At 65.1% G+C, this 20,517-nt stretch carries 20 protein-coding genes; 16 read left to right on the forward strand and 4 right to left on the reverse strand.

Annotated elements, in window-relative coordinates; all coding sequences use genetic code 11:
* The first annotated feature begins 159 nt into the window (after positions 1 to 159).
* From BM075_RS08515 to BM075_RS08530, 4 genes are read left to right on the forward strand one after another with little or no spacing between them, the layout of a single operon-like run.
* On the forward strand, positions 160 to 1,287 hold the full coding sequence (locus tag BM075_RS08515; protein WP_093360240.1) for an acyl-CoA dehydrogenase family protein: 1,128 nt from the start codon (positions 160 to 162) through the stop codon (positions 1,285 to 1,287).
* A 2-nt stretch (positions 1,288 to 1,289) separates the two neighbouring features.
* A complete protein-coding gene (locus BM075_RS08520) occupies positions 1,290 to 2,177 on the forward strand; it encodes an SDR family oxidoreductase (RefSeq protein WP_093360241.1) in 888 nt (295 codons plus the stop codon).
* The gene (locus BM075_RS08525; protein WP_177208291.1) at positions 2,174 to 3,793 is read left to right on the forward strand and encodes an AMP-binding protein; all 1,620 of its coding nucleotides are present in this window, start codon (positions 2,174 to 2,176) and stop codon (positions 3,791 to 3,793) included. Before BM075_RS08520 ends, BM075_RS08525 begins: the two co-directional genes overlap by 4 nt.
* A 50-nt stretch (positions 3,794 to 3,843) precedes the next feature.
* Positions 3,844 to 4,272 carry a PaaI family thioesterase gene (locus BM075_RS08530; RefSeq protein ID WP_093360243.1) on the forward strand — a complete coding sequence of 143 codons (429 nt, stop codon included), beginning with the start codon at positions 3,844 to 3,846 and terminating at the stop codon, positions 4,270 to 4,272.
* Between the two features lie 15 nt (positions 4,273 to 4,287).
* Here the strand turns inward: BM075_RS08530 and BM075_RS08535 are convergent, their stop codons facing one another.
* Entirely contained in the window at positions 4,288 to 5,328 is a 1,041-nt protein-coding gene (locus tag BM075_RS08535; RefSeq protein WP_093360244.1) for a CaiB/BaiF CoA transferase family protein, read from the reverse strand.
* Between the two features lies 1 nt (position 5,329).
* Positions 5,330 to 6,460, reverse strand: a complete 1,131-nt coding sequence (locus BM075_RS08540; RefSeq protein WP_093360245.1) for an iron-containing alcohol dehydrogenase — start codon at positions 6,458 to 6,460, stop codon at positions 5,330 to 5,332.
* A gap of 164 nt (positions 6,461 to 6,624) precedes the next feature.
* Between BM075_RS08540 and BM075_RS08545 the strand changes: the two genes are divergently transcribed.
* Genes BM075_RS08545 through BM075_RS08555 form a run of 3 tightly spaced genes read left to right on the forward strand, consistent with a single transcriptional unit; the run spans position 6,625 to position 8,935 of the window.
* Positions 6,625 to 6,996, forward strand: coding sequence for a Zn-ribbon domain-containing OB-fold protein (locus BM075_RS08545; RefSeq protein ID WP_093360246.1), 372 nt, complete (start codon positions 6,625 to 6,627; stop codon positions 6,994 to 6,996).
* Positions 6,996 to 8,144 carry an acetyl-CoA acetyltransferase gene (locus BM075_RS08550; protein ID WP_093360247.1) on the forward strand — a complete coding sequence of 383 codons (1,149 nt, stop codon included), beginning with the start codon at positions 6,996 to 6,998 and terminating at the stop codon, positions 8,142 to 8,144. The genes BM075_RS08545 and BM075_RS08550 overlap by 1 nt, the downstream gene beginning before the upstream one ends.
* Complete coding sequence (locus BM075_RS08555) at positions 8,141 to 8,935, forward strand: enoyl-CoA hydratase/isomerase family protein (protein WP_218152837.1); 795 nt, start codon at positions 8,141 to 8,143, stop codon at positions 8,933 to 8,935. The genes BM075_RS08550 and BM075_RS08555 overlap by 4 nt, the downstream gene beginning before the upstream one ends.
* A gap of 115 nt (positions 8,936 to 9,050) precedes the next feature.
* On the opposite strand, the gene BM075_RS08560 is transcribed toward BM075_RS08555, so the two are convergent.
* Together BM075_RS08560 and BM075_RS08565 are read right to left on the reverse strand one after the other, a co-directional pair.
* A complete protein-coding gene (locus tag BM075_RS08560; protein WP_093360248.1) occupies positions 9,051 to 10,190 on the reverse strand; it encodes a CaiB/BaiF CoA transferase family protein in 1,140 nt (379 codons plus the stop codon).
* Positions 10,191 to 10,282: 92 nt separating this feature from the next.
* Entirely contained in the window at positions 10,283 to 11,158 is an 876-nt protein-coding gene (locus BM075_RS08565; protein ID WP_245758787.1) for an IclR family transcriptional regulator, read from the reverse strand.
* A gap of 189 nt (positions 11,159 to 11,347) precedes the next feature.
* Here BM075_RS08565 and BM075_RS08570 point away from each other — a divergent pair, with 189 nt between their 5' ends.
* The 9 genes from BM075_RS08570 (at position 11,348) to BM075_RS08615 (ending at position 20,501) form a co-directional block, all read left to right on the forward strand.
* On the forward strand, positions 11,348 to 12,109 hold the full coding sequence (locus tag BM075_RS08570; RefSeq protein WP_093360338.1) for an SDR family oxidoreductase: 762 nt from the start codon (positions 11,348 to 11,350) through the stop codon (positions 12,107 to 12,109).
* A gap of 11 nt (positions 12,110 to 12,120) precedes the next feature.
* A complete protein-coding gene (locus tag BM075_RS08575) occupies positions 12,121 to 13,029 on the forward strand; it encodes an SDR family NAD(P)-dependent oxidoreductase (protein ID WP_093360249.1) in 909 nt (302 codons plus the stop codon).
* Positions 13,029 to 13,886: a MaoC/PaaZ C-terminal domain-containing protein gene (locus tag BM075_RS08580; RefSeq protein WP_093360339.1), complete on the forward strand. Its 858-nt coding sequence runs from the start codon at positions 13,029 to 13,031 to the stop codon at positions 13,884 to 13,886. Before BM075_RS08575 ends, BM075_RS08580 begins: the two co-directional genes overlap by 1 nt.
* Positions 13,887 to 14,070: 184 nt before the next feature.
* A complete protein-coding gene (locus BM075_RS08590) occupies positions 14,071 to 15,216 on the forward strand; it encodes an acyl-CoA dehydrogenase family protein (protein ID WP_093360251.1) in 1,146 nt (381 codons plus the stop codon).
* A 29-nt stretch (positions 15,217 to 15,245) separates the two neighbouring features.
* Complete coding sequence (locus tag BM075_RS08595; RefSeq protein ID WP_093360252.1) at positions 15,246 to 15,725, forward strand: MaoC family dehydratase; 480 nt, start codon at positions 15,246 to 15,248, stop codon at positions 15,723 to 15,725.
* Positions 15,722 to 16,969, forward strand: coding sequence for a CaiB/BaiF CoA transferase family protein (locus tag BM075_RS08600; RefSeq protein WP_093360253.1), 1,248 nt, complete (start codon positions 15,722 to 15,724; stop codon positions 16,967 to 16,969). Before BM075_RS08595 ends, BM075_RS08600 begins: the two co-directional genes overlap by 4 nt.
* The gene (locus tag BM075_RS08605; protein ID WP_093360254.1) at positions 16,966 to 18,084 is read left to right on the forward strand and encodes an acyl-CoA dehydrogenase family protein; all 1,119 of its coding nucleotides are present in this window, start codon (positions 16,966 to 16,968) and stop codon (positions 18,082 to 18,084) included. Before BM075_RS08600 ends, BM075_RS08605 begins: the two co-directional genes overlap by 4 nt.
* A complete protein-coding gene (locus BM075_RS08610; RefSeq protein WP_093360255.1) occupies positions 18,081 to 19,259 on the forward strand; it encodes an acyl-CoA dehydrogenase family protein in 1,179 nt (392 codons plus the stop codon). The genes BM075_RS08605 and BM075_RS08610 overlap by 4 nt, the downstream gene beginning before the upstream one ends.
* A 15-nt stretch (positions 19,260 to 19,274) precedes the next feature.
* A complete protein-coding gene (locus BM075_RS08615) occupies positions 19,275 to 20,501 on the forward strand; it encodes a CaiB/BaiF CoA transferase family protein (protein WP_093360256.1) in 1,227 nt (408 codons plus the stop codon).
* Positions 20,502 to 20,517: the final 16 nt, after the last annotated feature.

The following is a 20,517-nucleotide window of genomic DNA, read 5'->3' on the forward strand; positions in this document are numbered from 1 at the left end:
CAAGACGCATCACGTCGGCGCGCGACAATTACATACGTGTTGAATGACGCCGCCCGGCTTCTTAACCGGCGCATCGACATGCCACCCATTGCAGGAGCGCGGCGCGCCCCGGGGCCCTCGCCCCGCCCCGCAAATTAGCCAAGACCACCCGAGGATCACATGTCAGCGCCAGATACAAAGGTCATGGAACGGGCCCGTCGCGCCGCTTGCGTGGCGGCCAAACATGCCGCCGCCGTCGATCTCGACGAACGCTTTCCCTATGAAGGGCATGCTGCGCTCAAGGCCGAGGGCCTGCTGGGGCTGTCAGTGCCGGGAGAATACGGCGGCCTCGACTGCGATGCCCGGACGGCGGTTGCGGTTGTCGAGGAAGTGGCCGCGGCCTGTGCCTCGACCGCGGCCCTGTTGCTGACCTGGGCCGGACCGGCCGGGGCGCTTGCCGCCTATGGCACCAAGGTGCAGAAGAATCGTTATCTGCCCGCCATCGCAAGCGGCGACTGCGCGCTTTCCTTCGCGCTCACGGAGGATCATTGCGGTTCCGACGCCGGTGCGATCCGGGCGACAGCCACACGGGCCGGCGACGACTGGGTGCTGGAGGGGCGCAAGGCGTGGATCGGCAATGCGATCAACGCCGACCTGACGCTCGTGGCGGTCAAGACCGATCCCGCGCAACGCTCGCGCGGCGTGACGACGTTCCTTGTGGACAAGGGCACAGCCGGTGTCCGCGTCGAAGAGATGTATTCCAAGATGGGCGCCCGCGGCACCCGCCACGGCGACCTCCGGTTGGAGGCGGCGCGCGTGCCGGCCACGCAGGTCCTGGGCGAGGTTGGGCGCGGTCTGCCGCAGATGCTGCATTCCCTCGACTACATTCGGCTGCTCACGGCGGCCCATGCGCTGGGAATCGCCCGTGCCGCCCATGACAGCGCGGTGACGTATGCCAGCGAGCGCGAAACCTTCGGACAGAAACTTTTCACGCATCAGGCGATCGGGTTCTCGATCGCCGATTGCGCCACCTGGATTCACGCGGCCCGGTTGATCACCGTGGACGCGGCGACACGTCTCGACAAGGGCGAAGACATCGGCGCGGCGGCAGCGATGGCGAAGCTGCACGCTTCCGAGACGGCCACCCGCGTCGCCCATGCGGCCATCCAGGTGCACGGAGCGTGGGGGCTGCTCAAGGGCAACGTGGCCGAACGCGCCTACCGTGACGCGCGGGTGACCGAGATCTGGGACGGCACGTCCGAGATCCAGCGCCTGATCATCACGCGCAGCATCTTCGGGAGGGGCTGACGATGACCGACATTCGCACGGAACGCATGGAGAAACGCCTCTGGGGTCTGAGCGTCCCGGATCTTGCAGCGCATCCCACGGTCTACGCGCCCGACCTGCTGAAGGGGCAGCGGCTGCTGATCTCTGGCGGCGGTAGCGGCATGGGCCGGGCGACGGCCGTGCTGGCCGTGAGGCTTGGCGCAGAGGTCATGATCTGCGGGCGTGACGGAGAGAAGCTGGACCGCGCCGCCGAGGAGATCGAACGCGCCACCGGGGCCCGCATTCTCACCCGCGCCATGACCATCCGCGACCCGGAACAGGTTTCCGCTGTGATGGACGACGCCTTCGACGAGCTGGGCGGGCTCGACGCGCTCGTCAACAGCGCGGGCGGCCAGTTCCCCATTGAGGCCATCGACCTGACGCCGAAGGGCTGGAACGCCGTGGTCGACACGAACCTCAACGGCACGTGGCATATGATGCAGGCGGCGGCGCGGCGCTGGCGCGATGCGGGCGTGCCCGGCTCCATCGTCAACATCGTCGCGACCATAGACCGCGGGATTCCCCATTCGGCCCACACCGCGGCGGCACGCGCCGGGGTGGTCTACCTGTCGAAATCGGTCGCTGTGGAATGGGCACCCCTTGGCATCCGCGTCAACGCGCTTGCGCCCGGCACCATCGAAACCGAGGGTTTGAACAACTACCCTCCCGCCATGCTGAGCCGGTTGGGCCAGGGCAATCCGATGCGGCGCATGGGCGACACTTGGGACATTGCCGAGGGCGTGGTCTACCTGACCGCCTCCTCGGGCAAGTTCGTGACCGGCGAACTGCTTCAGATCAACGGCGGGATGCACCTATGGGGCACCAATTGGCCGCTCGGCGTGCCGGAAAGCTTCCGGGGCACCGGCGGATGACCCTGCCCTCACATCACTCTGATCACGCGGCGCGTTACCGGGAGAGAGGCTGGTGGCATGAGGGGCCCATTCCGGACCGCCTGGCCGAGACTGCCGCACGAAGTCCCCAAAAGATCGCGGTCATCGACGACACCGGATCGTTGAGCTATTCCGAATTCGACCTTCTGGTCACCCGTGCCGCGGCGGGGCTCGCCGCTGAGGGCATCGGACCGGGCGACGCCATAGGCATCCAGCTTCCCAACCGTATCGCCTTCGCCGTCTTCCAGCAGGCTGCTGTCCGCGCCGGAGCGACGTACCTGCCGCTTCTGCCGCAGTTGCGGGAAAGCGAACTCGGTTACCTTCTGGGCGTGGTGCGAGCCAAGCTGCTCATTATTCCTGATGTTTGCCGCCGCTTCGATCATCGCGCGATGGTACCTACCCTGCGCACGGCCGTTCCGTCCCTCGCCCGCATCCTGGTGGATGGCGCCGGCGGGGACGGCTGCGAGACGGTCGCGGATTTCCTGGCAGAGCCGCATGAGACAACGCATCCCGGTTCCTTCCCTGCCCCGGATGCCGATGCGCGGCGGCTGGTGATCTTCACCTCTGGCACCGAGTCGAAGCCGAAGGCGGTGCTGCATTCGCACGCCACGACCTTCTTCCCGCTCGACAGCCACGCCCGCATTTTCGAAATGGGTCCGCAGGATGTCGTCTTCACCCCCAGTCCGGTCGGACATGGCACTGGCGCGGTCTTCGGCGTCGAACTCGGGCTGCACCTGGGCGGGACCGTGGTGCTGATGGATGGGTGGGACGCCGGCAGGGCGGTTCGGCGCATCTCCGAGACCGGCGCCACGATGATGTGGGGGGCCACGACCTTCTGCGCCGAACTGGCCGAGGCTGCGGGGCCCGACGCGCCGGACCTGTCGCGCTTCCGCCTGCTGCTGACAGCCGGGGCGCCGATACCGCGCGACCTGGTCCGGCGCGTCCGCGACAGGATCGGAGCAACCCTGGTGTCCGCATACGGGCAATCCGAAGGCCAGAACATCACCATTGCCCGACCGGGGGACCCGCCCGAGAAGATCACCGGATCGGACGGACGGTTTCTTGAAGGCATCGAACACCGGCTCGTCACGCCAGAGGGCAAGCTCGCCGCGCCGGGCACCGAGGGCGAAATCCTGTATCGCGGGCCGAACACGTGCCTCGGCTACCTCGACACCGCGCACAATGCGGACGCCTTCACCGAGGACGGGTTCTTTCGATCCGGGGATCTGGGCGTGCTGGATGGAGACGGCTACCTTCGGATCGTCGGTCGTCGCAAGGAGATCATCATTCGCGGCGGCGAGAACATCAGCCCGGCAGAAGTCGAGGACCTTGTCGGGCGCCATCCGCAGGTCGCCGAGGTCGCAGTGATCGGCCTGCCCGATGACCGGCTTGGTCAGCGCGCCTGCGCCGCGGTCATTCCGCGCCCCGGCGCGCCTCTGACACTCACGGATATCACCGGCTTCATGGCGACGCTCGGCGTGGCGAAGTTCAAGTACCCGGAGCGGCTCGAGCTCGTCGATGTCATTCCACGCACTGCAAGCGGCAAGATTCGCCGCGATGTTCTGCGCGACCAAATTCTCGAGCGGAGCGCAGATTGACAGACCAACGACCTGACCTGAACGACCAAGACAGGCAGCCGGAGCGCCCGATGGGTCATAGCACACTAACGATCCCTGAATTGCAGAAGATGGCGGACCGTTGCCCGTTCAACGCCTGGCTCGGCATTGCCATTCAGGAGGCCGTTGGCGGGCGGCTGGTGCTGACCGCCCGCTGGCGGGACGAGATGATGGGCGCGCCCGAGCGCAAGCTGATCCATGGCGGAGTGCTGGCTTCTCTGGTGGATGCCGCCGGAGATTACGCGGTCGCCACGCTGCTGGGCCATGCCTCGCCGACAGTGGACCTTCGGACAGATTATCACCGCGTCGCGGCCTATGGCACACTGACCGTCACGGCTCGGGTGGTGAAGCTGGGGCGCACCCTGTCCGTCGCCGAGGCGGAAGTCCACGATATCGAGGGCAGGCTCGCCGCCTCCGGGCGGGCAGTCTATTTGACGGCGCAAACGACCGGCAAGGAATGACGCCGGATCGGCCTTTCAACTCTCGTTCAACTCCGGGACGTCACCGGGATCGGCACGCCGCAGGTCGCGCGCCAGCGGCAGCGAAAGCATCCCCGGGCCGTCGAGGGGCACGCCGCGCGCGGCAAGGAATGGTTCGGCTTCGACCGGTGTACGGACGATGGCGCAGCATACGTCCTCCCCCGAAAAGCAGTTCTCCCAACTGGCTGCATCCTGCGCCGCGATACGGCCTGCGACCGCGGCGGCGACGCGGGGCGCATCCCCGCTCGCAGCGAGATCTGCGGGAAGGTCGATAAGGCGGCAGAAATTGGCCCAGAACTTCGGTTCCGCACAGGCGACGGCAAGCTGTCGCCCGTCCGCCGTTGTATAAAGCCGATACCGGGGCGAACCGCCTGTCGCCAAGTGGCCGTCCACCGCCGGCCACTTTCCTGTTTCCTGGCGCTCAGCCAGCGCATAGGGGGCGAACACCGGAAGACCGTCGGCCATGGCAATCTCGATCCGCATGCCGTCGCCAGTCCTGGCGCGACGCAGCAAAGCGAGCAGGATGTTCACCAGCGCCGGATAGGTCCCGCCGCCGACATCTGCCGTCAGTGCCCAGGGCATCGTCGTCGTCGCGCCTTTTCCGGTCAGCGCCATGAGGCCCGTCTCGGCGGCAAAGGTCAGATCGTGACCGGCTCTCTGCGCCATGGGGCCGTCGCTGCCGTACCCGTTGATCGAGCAATAGATGACGTCCGGCCGGATCGCCCGCACGGCGTCGTAACCCAGCCCCAGCCGGTCCATCGTGCCCGGGCGGAACTGCTCCACGAGGATGTCGGCGCTCTGGATCAGCGGTCGAAGCCGCGCCATCGAATCCGGGGCCTTCAAATCGAGGCACAGACTTCCCTTGCCCCGGTTCAGCGCGGCAAATTCCGTTTTGCTTTCGCGCATCGGGTCCCCGGTCGGCGGTCTCTCGATCTTTGTCACCTCGGCGCCTGCTTCTGACAGAAACAGCGTCGCAAGCGGGCCTGGCAAAAGCGTGGAAAAGTCGAGGACCCGGATGCCGTCAAGTGGAAGCGTCATGTCACAAAAGATCGAGGAACAGAGTGCGGAAGTCCTCTCCGGTCATCTTCGCCGGGTTCGTGAAAGTCGATACGTCTTTTAAAGCGTGCGCGACCATCTCGTCGATGAGGTCGGGTGTCACGCCTAATTCGGCCAGCGAAGCGGGAAGGCCCAGCCGCGCATTCAGCGCTTCGATCGCCTCCGGCAGGTCCCCCCCCGTAGCCACCCCGGCGGCTTCTGCAAGTCGGTCCATCCGGTCCGGGACATGCGGAGCGTTGAAGCGCAGGACACCCGGCAGGATCACGGCGTTGAGGGTTCCGTGGTGAAGCTTCAGCCGTTCGACACGCCCTGCGGCGTGGCTCATCGAATGAACGGCACCCAGACCCTTGGTGAAAGCCAAGGCACCCTGCATGGCCGCCATCATCATGTCGCTGCGCGCTGCGGCGTCGGACCCGTCGGCCACCGCGCGCTCCAGGGCCCCGCCCTTCAGCGCGCGGGCCAGGCCATCAAGACCGATGGCGTCGGCAACCGGGTTGTACAGTGGCGAGAGGACCGCCTCGATGCAATGGGTCACGGCGTCCATCCCGGTCGCGGCGGTCAGGCCGCCCGGAAGCCCGAGGGTCAGATCCGGATCGCAGATCGCCACCGTGGGGATCAGATTGGGGCTGGCAATGGTCGACTTTCGTCCGTCATGCGTCAGGATCATCGTGCCGACCGACACCTCGGTGCCGGTTCCGGCGGTCGTCGGGATCGCGATGAGCGGGCCGACCTCTCCGATCTTGCCCTGACCCTTGGCTGCCGTTTCGTACTGGGCAAGCGGGGCGGGGTGCGACAGGCGCAGGTTCACCGCCTTGGCGAGGTCGATGGACGATCCTCCGCCCACCGCCACCAGACCGTCGCAGCCTTCGGTAGCATACATCCGAAGCGCAGCTTCGACCGAGGGCTCTGTCGGGTTCGGCGGCGTTCCGTCGAACACCGCGCCCTCGGCATCTCCCAGAGCCGCCAACACGCCGTCAAGCGGGCCCGCTGCGCGAATGCCCGTGTCGGTGCAAATAAGCGGGCGGGCGATCCCAAGCCGCTTCAGTTCTGTCGCGAGGCGCTTTAGCTCCCCGGACCCAAACCAAACCTTGTTTACGAACTGGATCAGGGCCATTGCGCATCTCTCCTCTGGCAGTCCGCACCTTTCTGCATCTCGCGCGGCGGGAACGGCAGGGGAAGCGGGTGCCTCAGCGCATATGTGTCGAAGGGGCTTATGCCGCTTTTCATTGCCTCGCGGATCGCGCCATGTGCGGTGGACAAAAGGAAAGGCCTGCGCCGATGGATGTCCTCCACCCCGATACCGAATACGCTGGATTCCTCGCGGATGGCCGGTTCATGATACAGCGCAGTCGCAGCAGCGGCACCTATGTCTTTTATCCGCGCATCGCCGCTCCCGGCACCGGGGCACGGGATCTTGAATGGCTCGAGGCTTCGGGCCGCGGCACCGTACATGCCGTCACGGTGATCCCCAAGCGCGATCCCAAGGACAGCTACAACGTCGTGCTCGTGGACCTGGAGGAAGGGCCCCGCATGATGTCCCGCATAGACGACTGCGCCAACGAGGACGTGCGGATCGGCATGGCCGTAACGGCCAGGATCGTGACCGAGAACGGCAAGCCGCTTTTGGTCTTCGTGCCGGAGGCGGTCTGATGGGTTTCCCGCGTGGCAAGAGCGCCTTCGTCTCGGGCGCGACATTCGGCATCGGCGAGGCGCCCGGTTATTCCGATACCGACCTGGCGGCGCATGCCGTGCTCGACGCCCTCGAAAAGGTGAACCTGAGACCGGGCGACATAGACGGCCTGTTCGCGGCGATGCCGTCAGATCCCTTCGGGCAGATCACGCTGGCGCAGTACATGGGCATCTATCCGAAGATCCTAGAGGGCAACCGCACCGGCGGATCGTCGTTCCAGACACATGCCCACATCGCCGCCCATCTGATCGCATCTGGCGAAATCGAGACCGCCGTGATCGCCTACGGATCGAACCAGCGCAGCGCTGCGGGCGGTCTGGTCTCGTCACCCCGCGTGAGTCCGTATCAGGCACCCTACCGTCCGATGCAGCCGATTTCGTCCTACGCGCTGGCGGCGTCGCGGCATATGCACGAATACGGCACGACCAAGGAACAGCTGGCCGAGGTCGCCGTTGCAGCTCGGAAATGGGCAAACCTCAATCCAGACGCGTTCATGCAGGGCAATCTCAGCGTCGACGAGGTTGTCAACGCACGGATCATTTCCAGCCCGCTCGGCAAGTTCGACTGCTGCCTCGTGACCGATGGCGCGGCTGCGGTCGTGATGACCAGCGCCGACCGCGCGAAGGATATTGTCAATGCGCCTGCTTACCTTCTGGGCGCCGGTCAGGCGGCGACCCACTGGGACATCCTGTCGATGCCGGACCTCACGGCCACTGCCGCCGCGGAAAGCGGCAAGCGCGCATTCGCCGCGGCGAGCGTGACCCCCGACCAGATTGACGTGGTCGAACTGTACGACGCATTCACGATCAACACGATCCTGTTCCTTGAGGACCTCGGCTTCTGCCCCAAGGGTGAAGGCGGACGGTTCGTCGAAGGCGGGGCCATCGCTCCGGGAGGACAGCTTGCGGTGAACACCAACGGCGGTGGGCTGTCCTGCGTGCATCCCGGGATGTACGGTCTCTTCGTGATGTACGAGGCGATCGAGCAGATCATGGGCACCGCCGGCAAGCGGCAGCAAGCGGACGTGAACCTCGCGGTGGCGCATGGCAACGGCGGAACCCTGTCCAGCCAGGCGACCCTCATCCTCGGTTCGGAGGCGACACTGTGAGCGAAGACATGATCCCCGAACCCGTGCTTGTGGAGCGTCGTGACGGTGGCATCGTCGTTGTGACGATGAACAATCCCAAGACGAAGAACGCGCTCTCTCCCGAGATGATCCGCGGGCTCGGCGCGGTCCTCGAAGAACTGAACGGCGACGCCTCCGTGCGGGCCATCGTGATAACCGGCGCGGACGGGGCTTTCTGTTCCGGCGGCGACATCAGCCGCATGGCGAAGGACCGCCAGATATTGGACAGCCGCGCCTGGATGCGCGTGACGCAGAAGATCGCCACTTACGTGGTCAACAGCTCGAAACCGGTGATTGCGGCGGTCGAAGGTCCGGCCTTCGGCGCGGGCATGTCGCTGGCCGCCGCGGCGGATTTTGCGGTGGCCGGCGCAGGGGCGCGGTTCTGCGCCGCCTTCGCGAAGGTCTCGCTCGGTCCCGACATGGGTCTTTACTACACCGTCAGCCAGCGCACCGGCGTGCCGCAGGCCAAGCGCCTGATCATGACCGCCCGCGTTGTCGAGGTGGCGGAGGCGCAGCACATCGGCCTGGTCGACGAAGTGACGGAGACGGGCGCCGCCCTGCCCCGCGCGCTCGAACTGGCGGCAGAGTTGGCGGCCTCGGCCCCGTTGACCATTGCGGTCACGAAGGCAGTCTTCGCCGACGGCATCCTGACGCTGGAGGATGCTTTTCGCGCCGAGCGCGACCATCAGCCCTACCTGTTCCGTACCGAGGATCACCAAGGCGCCGTCGATGCCTTCAAGGCAAAGACGCCCTACACGTTCAAGGGGCGCTGACCAATCCTCCCTGGATCAGCGCACCGGCGGCGCTGCAGCGCCGCGAAAGGCCCTGGCACAGAGTGCCAGGGCCTGTTTCAATTTTGTACGCGGGACGCCGGACGCCATGCCGGGTCTACACGACGCCGCGCGCGCGCCAGTGCTTCAGGTTGGCAGCGGTCATCTCCCAACCGTCAAGGGCTTCTTCAGGCGATGTCTCCTGCCAGGCCTTCGGCGGTTCGGGCAGGTCTGGCTCGGTCCGCGAAAAGCGGGGTGCGGGACGCGGCTGCATGACGCCTCCGATCTCGACGTGGCTGCCCCGGGCGGCCAGGTGCGGATGCCCGCCAGCCTCATCCATCGTCAGCACGGGAGCAAAGCAAGTGTCCGTTCCCTCCAGCAGATCGCACCATTCGGCGCGGGTCTTCGTGGCAAAGGTCGTTTCGAACAGCGCGCGCATCTCGGGCCAGCGCGCCCGGTCGTTCTGCGGCGGCATCCGGTCGCCAAGCCCCAGCATCTCGACTAGCAGCGCGAAGAACTTCGGTTCGATCGGCGCGATAGAGATCCACTTGCCGTCGAGCGTCTTGTAGCAGTCGTAATAGGGCGCGCCACCGTCCGAGAAGTTGGTGCCTCTTTCGGTGGTGATGAGACCAGCGCCCAGCATCCCATGGAAGTTGGTCATCAGGTGTGCCGTGCCGTCCGCGATGGACGCGTCGACCACCTGCCCCTTGCCCGATCCCCTTGCCTCAAGGATGCCAGAAAGTAGCCCCAACGCCAAATAGAGCGCACCGCCGCCAAGATCGCCGACAAGGGTGAGAGGCGGCGTCGGCGGCTGGTCCTTGCGCCCGATTGCGGCCAGCGCGCCGGTGACGGCGATGTAGTTCAGGTCGTGGCCTGCGGCCTTTGCCAGCGGTCCGTCCTGGCCCCATCCCGTCATCCGGCCATAAACCAACTTCGGATTCACGTTCAGGCAATCGTCGGGCCCAAGCCCGAGACGTTCTGTCACCCCGGGACGGAAACCTTCGATCAGCCCGTCGGCCTCGGCCACGAGCGACATCACGAAGGCAATGCCCTCGGGGTCCTTCAGGTCTACCGCTACCTGCTTGCGCCCGCGCAACAGGAGATTGTACTGAATTGGCCGCGCAATTCCGAGACCGGCATCGACCTTGCGTTCTATCCTCAGCACCGTCGCACCGAGGTCTGCCAGCACCATGGCGCACATCGGGCCGGGCCCGATGCTGCCGATTTCCACGATCTTGATACCGGCCAGCGGGCCCATTGCGCGTCTCCTCTTGTCTGACAAGCGGAGGCTAGGCCGCCGGACCGCCGGACGGCCAGATGCGGCCTGACTTCAACGCATATCTGCTGGCTTCACATCCCGGCGGCGCGAATCTTACCCGTTTTCGGAACTATCCACGCCGGCGCGTTGTGTTGCAACTGAGCGTGCGGTCCGAACACCTTCACGATTTCCTCGCGCATGATCGTCAGGAATTCTTCCTTGCGGGAGTCGATCTGGTCGACCGGCGCTCCGAGACCGAGCACCAAGGGTCGATCCGTGCAGGAGGTCGGCAAGAGCATAGCAATCAGACCCGAGCCGTCCACCACCTGGTGGCGCGAGATGTAATAACCGGCCTTCCGCGTCTCAGCGAGCGATGCTATCAGGTCGGGGATGTTCACCGGCTCCCGGTCGGGGTCGCGGTAGGCATTGATACGGCGAAACATGCACCGCACGTCGTGGTCCGACATCGTGCTCAGGAGTGCGCGGCCGACCCCCGATGTGCCGATCGGACGCCGGGTGCCCAGCCCGATGTGATGCGTGGTAGATTTTGGATGCTGCGCGACATGGATGTAGAGCGCGTCATCCCCGTTGCGTGCGGCCAGCAGGACCACCCGTTCGCTGCGCGCCATCACCGCCTTGACCAGCTTGATAGCCTTGCCGTCGGAGTGCAGCGAAGGGTTGATCCACGCGCCGGTCAGCGCCACCCGGTCGGTGGGAAAGTAGGTCCGCTGCCGGGCCTGATAATCGAGGTAACCCATCGCCACCATGCTCTTGAGCAGCGCCGAAGTGCTGGACTGCGGATATCCCAACCGGGTCGATACTTCGACAACGTTCAGCGGACGACGAAGTTCGTCGAACAGCTCGAGCGTTTCCAGCGTGCGGGCGACGGATTTAACCACGTTGCGACGATGGCCCATGGGCATCGGGCGCGCAGCGTTCGGATCCATCTCCATATCATGCAGCGTCATCCCAAACCTCCCAATATCGAATGACGTTCAACATTATGAACACTTGGCCTGTTCTGTCAACGCGGGATCTGCCGGCGAAGATCACACATGTGCCGAGACATCCGCAGATATGTGGGAAAGCGGCGACCTGAGTTTCCTTACCGCCCCGCCCGGCCCTATCGCTGTGGGAACCCAACGATGGAGCGGACAATGCGTGGACTGAAGAATCGCGTGGTGATTCTCACCGGAGGCAGCAGCGGGATCGGCAAGGCAACCGCCTTGCGACTGGCCGAGGAGGGCGCGAAGGTCGCGATCTTCGACCTGAACGAGTCCGGCGCACGAGACGCAGCAGCCGAGGTGCGAGACGGCACGATCAGGGCATACGGGGTCGACATCACTGATCGCGCCGCTGTCGAGGCCGCCGTAGAGCAGGTCGAAGCCGATCTCGGGCCGGTCGAGCTTCTGGCCAATGTCGCGGGTTGGGACCTGCCAGCGCCGTTCGTCGAAACTGACCGAGACTTCTGGGACAAGGTCATCGCCATCAATCTTTATGGTCCGCTGATCATGCACCATGTCGTCCTGCCGCGCATGGCCGCACGAGGCTTCGGCCGGGTGGTGAACGTCTCTTCGGACGCCGGCCGCGTGGGGTCGTCGGGTGAGGCGGTCTATTCCGCCTGCAAGGGCGGCATCATCGCCTTTACCAAGACGATGGCGCGCGAAATGGCGCGCAAGGGCATCACGCTCAACACCGTGGCTCCCGGTCCGACCGACACACCGCTCTTTGACGGGTTCAAGGCCGCGTCGGACGTCGGCGAGAAAATCGCAGCAGGGCTGGCCAAGGCAATCCCGCTCGGCCGGCTGGGTCAGCCGGAAGACTACCCGGGCACGCTCGCCTTCCTCCTGTCGGACGACGCCGCCTTCCTGACCGGCCAGACGATCAGCGTCTCCGGCGGCCTGACGATGCACGGTTGAGGGAGGTTTCCATGGGTATTCTGGACGGAAAGACCACGATCGTTACCGGCGCAGGCGGGGGCATCGGTCGCGCGGTCGCGATGGGCCTCGCCGCCGAAGGTGCGAACGTATTGGTCAACGACATCGGCGCCAGCCTTCAGGGCGACGGCGAGGATGTGGATCTTGCGGCAAAAGTTTGCGCCGAGATCAAGGCGGCAGGCGGCCGGGCTTGCCCCTCCTCCCTTTCGATCACAGATCCGGCGGCCGGACAGGACTTGGTGACGGAAGCCATGGACACATTCGGAGGGCTCGACCTGGTGGTCAACAACGCGGGCATCCTGCGCGACCGCATGTTCCACAAGATGAGCCATCGCGATTTTCGCGATGTGCTCGAGGTTCATCTTTTCGGCTCGTTCTCTCTATCGCGCGCTGCCGCCTCGCAATTCCGGGAGCAGGAGAGCGGTGCCTTCGTCCACATGACCTCGACTTCCGCGCTGATCGGCAACTTCGGCCAGGCGAACTACATGGCTGCCAAGATGGCGCTTGTCGGCATGTCGCGTGGAATCGCCCTGGACATGGCGCGCTACGGTGTGCGTTCCAACTGTATTGCCCCGTTCGCCTGGAGCCGGATGACAAGCTCGATCCCATCGGAAACGCCCGAAGAGAAACAGCGCGTCGAGCGGTTCAAGCAAATGACCCCCGAAAAGGTCGCGCCGCTGGTCGCCTATCTAGGTTCGGACCTCGCCAAGGATGTCTCTGGCCACGTGCTCAGCGTTCGCAACAACGAGATTTATGTGTTCAACCAGATGCGCCCCGCGCACACCCTGCGCCGGCCCGAGGGCTGGACCGCCCGTGCTATAGCCGAGGCGATGCCCGAAGCGGCAGACGTTCTGACGCCGCTCGAGCGCTCCTCCGACATTTTCACATGGGATCCGATCTGATGGCCATTGACTATGAAAAACTGATGTCGGTGCAGATTCCGACAATCGAGCAGACCTATACCGAAAAGGACACGATGCTGTATGCGCTCGGGATCGGCCTCGGCAGTGACCCCGTGGACCCCGACCAGCTGCGCTACGTCTATGAGAAAGGCCTGGTCGCCGCGCCTTCGATGGCCGTGGTCCTAGCACATCCGGGCCTGTGGATCCGCGACCTCGACACCGGCATCGACTATGTGAAGGTGGTTCACGGCGAACAGGGCCTGACCCTGCACCGCCCGCTGCCCGCCGCAGCGACTGTGACCGGGGAAAGCCGCGTCACGGGCATCGTCGACAAGGGCGAGGGCCGTGGTGCAATGGTATATTCCGAACGGGTGATCCGCGACAAGGCGACGGGCGAAAAGCTTGCCACGATCACGCAGAACTCCTTCTGCCGGGCCGATGGCGGCTATGGCGGCCCCTCGGACCCGGCGCGTAAACCGCATGCGCTGCCGGAACGCGCGCCGGACCTGTCCGTCGACCTGACGACGATCCCGCAACAGGCGCTGCTTTATCGCCTCAACGCCGACGTGAACCCGCTCCACGCCGACCCCGAGATCGCGAGGAAGGCGGGCTTCGACCGTCCGATCCTGCACGGCCTCGCCACCTACGGCATCGCCTGCCACGCCTTGCTCAAAGCGGTTTGTGGCTACGACGCGAGTCGGCTCCGGTCTCTCGACGGTCGGTTCACCGCGCCGGTCTACCCTGGCGAGACGTTCCGAGCCGAGATCTGGCGTGACGGTGATATCGCAAGCTACCGGATCCGTGCGGTCGAACGCGACGTGGTCGCCATTTCCAATGGACGGGCGGAGATCGCCTGATGCCGGCGCGGGGGTCCGTCCAACGCGGACATTCAACACGCTTGTGCGGAAAGGCAGGCCGCGATGCCGCCCGCATTGATCCGCGGCCCGGCGGCTGGAAGATCGACGCAAGACAGCGATCCGCGCAGATGCGCCCGCACCAGACACACGAGGCCCCGGCCGAAGCCGACACCGAAAGCCCGATATGACCGAACTGCACCTTTCAGAAGACCAGATTCAGATCCGCGATCTTGTACGCCGGGTCGCGCGAGAAAAAGTGGCGCCGCGCGCGCAGGAAATCGACCGGACCGCTGAATATCCGCACGACATGTTCGACATGATCCGCGACCTGGGTCTGTTCGCCCTGCCGTTTCCCGAGGACTACGGCGGCACGGCGTCGATGCTTTCGGCCTGCGTCGCGGTCGAGGAACTTGCCCGGGTCTGCTACAACACGGCCTATCTTCTGGTTGTGCAATGGGTGCCGATCGGCGCAATCCTCGCCGGCGGCTCGCCGGAGCAGAAGGCACGCTGGCTGCCCGGCCTGGCCTCTGGCGAGTTGCGCGGGGCCTTGTCCCTGACTGAGCCGCAAAGCGGTTCGGACGTGGCAGGGATCAAGACCCGCGCGGTACGGGACGGCGACGACTTCCTGCTGTCTGGATCGAAGATCTGGTGCACCAACGCAGGCATGGCGGATTTCGTCCTTGTCGCCGCCAAAACCGGTGACGCGGAGAGCCGCGGCAAGATTAACCTCTTCATCGTCGAAAAGGGCATGAAGGGTTTCGAGGTCGGTCCGAAGGAGGACAAGATGGGCGCGCGCGGCGTGCCGTCCCACGCGATCTTCCTCGACAACTGCCGGGTGCCTGCAAGCGCCATGCTGGGCGACGAGGCGACCGGCTTCCGCGTTGCGATGGCTGCACTGAACGACAGCCGTCCGATCATCGGGGCGCGCGGCGTCGGTCTGGCGCAAGGCGCGCTCGATCACACCATCGAATTCGTGAAAGGCCGCCATGCCTTCGGGCAGACGGTATCAGACTTTCAAGGTGTCCGCTGGATGCTCGCCGACATGGAAGTGCAGATCGAAGCCTCGCGCAATCTGGTCTACCAAGCAGCCAAGGCGGTGGACGCCGGGGTCTCCGGCAAGCCTTTGGCGCGGCTCGCCGCCATTGCCAAATGCCATTCCACCGATACCGCGATGCGGGTCGCGACTGACGCGGTACAGCTTTTCGGTGCCTCGGGGATCTCGAACGAGTTTCCGATCAACCGATACTTCCGCGATGCCAAGGTGCTGCAGATCATCGAAGGCACCAACCAGATCCAACGCAACATCATCTCCCGCGGCCTTCTGGACTAAAGCCTGCACGAAGCGAAGGAAACGAACCAATGGACATCATCGGCCTTGGCCAATTCTACGAGGATCTTCCGGTCGGGAAGAGCTTTCGCACCATCGGTCGGACAATCACACAGACCGACATCATCAATTTCGTCACGACGACGGGCATGACCGAGGTTCTTTTCGTCAACCGAGAGTTCCAGTCGAAGGAAAGTGACATCAAAGGAGAAGTCGTTCCGGGTGCGCTGGTATTCACTTTCATGGAAGGGCTGCTGACACAAAGCACCATGCAGCACACCGGCTTTGCCTTCCTCGAGATGGACCTGAAGGTGATGGGGCCGACCGTCGGTGGCGACACCCTGTTCTGCGAAGTCGAGGTGATCGAAAGCCGCCGATCCAAGAGCCGCCCGACCCGCGGGCTGGTGCGCACGCGCAACAAGGTCTTCAACCAGAAGGGCGAGCAGGTGATGGAATACACTCCGCTTCGGATGGTCAAGGCGCGCACCGACGGGACCGGAGAGGCGGCGTGACGCGCGCCAGACCCTCCGGAGGGCCGCTGGCTGGATTGAGGGTCATCGACCTGACGGTGAACGTGCTCGGCCCGGTGGCAACGCAGATCCTCGGCGACATGGGCGCTGACGTCATCAAGATCGAGGAACCGGCGGGTGACTACACGCGCAATGTCGGACCCAGCCGCACCCCCGGCATGGGGGTGTTCTTCCTGAACATCAATCGCAACAAGCGCAGCGTCGTTCTGAACCTCAAGCTTCCTGCAGCGCGCGATGCCCTGATGAAGCTGGTGGCCGGTGCCGACGTGTTCGTGCACTCCATGCGGCCCGGAGCGGCGAAACGGTTGGGCATCTCCTACGAAGATGTCCGCGCCGTGAAACCGGACATCGTCTATGCCTCGGCCGGCGGTTTCAGGCCCGACTCTTCGCGCGCAAATGATCCGGCGTTCGACGACGTTATTCAGGGCATGTCGGGAATCGCTGCGATGAATGGACGGCAATCCGGCGTCCCGCAGTACTTGCCGACCGTGATCGCAGACAAGTTCTGCGGCCATGTGTTGGCCTCTTCCGTCGGCATGGCGTTGTTGTGGCGCGAGCGCACCGGCGAGGGCCAGGAAGTCCATGTGCCGATGTATGAGACCATGACCAGCTTCAACCTGATCGAACATCTCTGGGGTGGCGTCCTGGACCAACCGGAGCTGGGGATCGGCTACGCCAGGATGCTGACGCCGCACCGCCGGCCCTACCCGACCTCGGATGGATACATCTGCCTGCTGGCCAACACCGACGCACAATGGGAACGAATGTTCGCGGTCATGGGCCGAGCTGACCTGATCGGCGACCCGCGCTTTGCCAAGGCGGTCGAGCGGTCGCGCAACATCGACCGGCTTTATGCCATCGTGGTCGAACAGATGGCGACGCGATGCACCTCCGAATGGCACCGTCTGCTGGACGAGGCCGATATTCCGAACGGTCCGATGAACGACTTCGACGACCTTCTGGCCGATCCCTACTTCGAGGAGACGAAGTTCTTCCGGAAAGTGTCGCATCCGACAGAGGGGCGCATGATGACGATGGCCGTTCCGGTCTCGTATTCGCGATCCGGCGCTGAGATCCGCAAGCTGGCACCGCGCCTGGGAGAGGACGGAGCGGCGATCCTGGCCGAGATCGGCTTGCGACCCGATGCAGCGGCGGCCCTGGGCGCCCCTTCATCCTCAGACCCGAAGACGTCGCCGGCCGCTGCCGGCGAGGAGGCCCTACCGTGACGAATCTTTCCGAAGACCGCAGGATGCTGGTCGACAGCGCCCGAGCTTTTGCCGAGCGGCACCTGTCGCCCGATCTCACCCGCAAGCAGCAGCTGCCGGCCGGGTACGACCCGACGCTCTGGTCCGGACTTGCCGAGCTTGGCGTGCCCGCCATGCTTGTGCCCGAAGACATGGGCGGGCTGGGGCTGACGCTCTCCGACCTCGCGGCGATGCTGACCGAACTCGGCAAACCGCTGTTACCGCTGCCGGTCGTTCCCGTCGCCTTTGCCACGCTCGCTCTGGTGCACGGCGCGGACAAGGATCTGCGCGAGCGTCTTCTTCCCGCCATTGCGGCGGGCGAGGCGCTGCCGGCGGTCGCCTGGCAGGAACAGCTGGCCGGCTTGCCGGGCACGACCGTCGCGACTACCGCGCAGGAAAACGGTGATCGCTGGCAGTTGACCGGCACGAAGAGCATGGTCCTTCCCGCCGCCGACTGGACCGGGCTGATCGTGCTGGCCTCGGACGGTGGGGAGCAGGGTCTTTTCTGGGTCGAAGGCGATGCCGCCGGCATTGCGACGGAACCGCTCGCAGGCCCGGACGACAGCCTGTCCGCCACCGTCACCTTCGAAATGGCAGAGGCCATTCGCCTGCCGGGCGGTCGCGATGTCTTCGACACCGCACTGGCGGGCGCCACGCTTCTGGCATCGGCCGAGTTGCTGGGCCTGATCCATGGCGCCATGGACTTGACGCTCGACTATCTCGGGACGCGCAAGCAGTTCGGGACCGCCATCGGCGCGTTCCAGGCCTTGCAGCACCGGGCGGTGGACATGCACTTGGCACGAGTCCTGACCGGATGCTCGCTCGAGACCGCGCTGGAAGAGGCCGAGTGCGCCACGACGTCCGCCGATCGCCTGCGCGCCGCCAGCCGTGCCAAGGCCCGGGCCAGCGCCAGTGCGTTGCAGGTCACCAAGGAGGCGATCCAGATGCACGGCGGCATCGGTTTTACCGACGAGCATGTTATCGGCCGCTACCTCAAGCGCGCGCTGGTGTTGCAGGCCTGGCTCGGCAATGCCGCCGAGCAGCGCCGCCGCTACGCCGCGATGTCGCGGCCTCGCAGCACGGAGACAACCGCATGACCTACCCCCGGACCCAGGGCAGCACGACCGATTGGACCCGCATGGACGATGCGGCCTTTCGCGCCGCCGTGCGCGAGTTCTTTGCACGCCACTACCCGGAAAACCTGCGCTACGCGTCCGCGCGCCTGCGTCTGGACGAGGTCAGGGACTGGTACGCGACGCTATCTGAGCACGGCTGGATCGCACCGTCGTGGCCTCAGGAATATGGCGGCATGGGGCTCGACCCCGGCAAGCACGTCATCTTCGTCGAAGAACAGGAAGCGCACGGCGTCGCTCGCGTGCCCGATCACGGGATCATCATGGTCGGCCCCCTGCTGATCCAGGAAGGCACGGACGAGCAGCGCGCGCGCTATCTGCCTAGGATCCTCTCCGGCGAGGAAATCTGGTGCCAGGGATACTCCGAACCCGGCGCCGGGTCTGACCTTGCCAACGTCCGTACCGCCGCGGTGCGGGACGGCGACGACTACATCGTCAACGGGCAGAAGACATGGTCCACCCTGGCGCAGGACGGCACCCACATGTTCATGCTGGTGCGCACCGACCAGGATGCCAAGAAGCAAGAGGGAATTTCGTTCCTTCTGGTCGACATGACGACGCCCGGCATCACCGTCCGGCCCATGAAGACGCTCGCCGGTCATGAGGAATTCTGCGAGGTGTTTTTCGACGACGTTCGTGTGCCCGCCGCCAACATCGTCGGTGAGGTCAATCGGGGCTGGTCCATCGCCAAGGCCCTGTTGACCTTCGAACGGCTGTTCCTCGGGTCGCCCAAACTGGCACAAAGCGCCCTCTCGCGGCTCGGCACCTTGGCGGTCCTGACCGGGCAGAACGACGATCCGGTCTTTCGCGAGCGCTTTGCCGGGCTTGAGATGGATGTCGCCGATCTGAACGCGCTCTACCGCCACTTCAGCGGCATCGTGAAGGCCGGCGGCAAGCTCGGGCCTGATATCAGCTTGCAGAAGATCTACGGGACCGAAACCTTTTCCAGGATCGCCGACGCCATCGTCGAGATCGCCGGAACCGGCGCAATGATCGGCGGCCGCGCCCCGCTGGGAGACGATGGCTTCGACGTGCTTGCCGCGTTCTACAACGCCCGGCCCGCGACGATCTACGGTGGCACCAACGAAATTCAGCGCAACATCGTGGCCACCGCGGTGCTCGATCTGCCGCGCCGCTGAGACAATGGAGAAGACATGACCACCCCACCCCTCGACGGCATCCGCATTCTCGACCTCTCTCGCGTGCTGGCTGGGCCTTGGGCCGCGCAGTACCTGGCCGATCTCGGCTGCGAGGTGATCAAGGTCGAACGGGCCGGTACTGGGGACGACGCCCGGGCCTACGGGCCGCCCTATGTCAAGGACGCCGACGGCAACGACACGTCAGAGAACTTCTTTCACTTGTCATGCAATCGCGGGAAGAAATCGTTGACGGTGGACATTGCCCAGCCCGAAGGGCAGCAGATCGTCAAGCGACTGGCCGGAACCTGTGACGTGTTGGTCGAGAACTTTAAAGTCGGCAACCTCGCCAAGTACGGGCTCGACTACGACAGTCTGCACAAGGAGTTTCCACGGCTCGTCTATTGCTCGGTCACCGGTTTCGGCCAGACCGGACCCTACCGCCTTCGGCCCGGCTACGATGCGATATTTCAGGGCATGAGTGGATTGATGAGCGTCACAGGCATCGCCGAGGGCGAGCCGGGTGCGGGTCCGATGAAGGTGGGCCCTTCGATCACCGACATCATCTGCGGCCTGAACGCCGTGATTGCCGTGGTCTCCGCGCTGTATGCCCGCGACGTGAAGGGCGCGCCGGGGCAACAATTGGATCTTGCGTTGTTCGACACCGCGGTCGCGGCAATGTCACATTATGCCCAGATTTACCTGTCCTCCGGTGTCGCCCCGTTCCGCCGCGGGACGCAGGGCAACGGCGGCGTGCCCAGCCAGATGTTCTACACGAAGGACGGCGCGTTGATGTTGACGGCAGGGAATTCGGCTCAATACTGTCGGCTGTGCGAAGCGATCGGCCGCCCGGAAATGGCGCGCCATCCGCTGTACGAGGACGCGCGCACCCGCATCGCAAACCGCAGCGGGCTGTCCGCCTGGCTGCAGGAGCATTTCTTGACGGATACCACGGCACACTGGCTGGATGCGCTGGAAAAGGGCGGCGTACCCTCGGGACCGATCTATGACTTCGAAGAGGTCTTTGCCGATCCGCACATGGTGTCGCGCGGACTGAAAGTCACGGTCGAGCATCCCTTCAATCCCGCTGTGGACCTGATCGGCAGTCCGCTGCGGATGTCGGAGACCCCGGTGGCCACCCCCAAGGCGCCGCCGCTTGTTGGAGAGCACACCACAGCGCTGCTTGACGAACTCGGATACGATGCATTGACCCAGCAGGATTTCCGGGCCCGGGGTGTCATCTGACGAGCTTGCCGGCCCG

Source organism: Tropicimonas isoalkanivorans, assembly GCF_900112335.1.
GTDB lineage: Bacteria > Pseudomonadota > Alphaproteobacteria > Rhodobacterales > Rhodobacteraceae > Tropicimonas > Tropicimonas isoalkanivorans.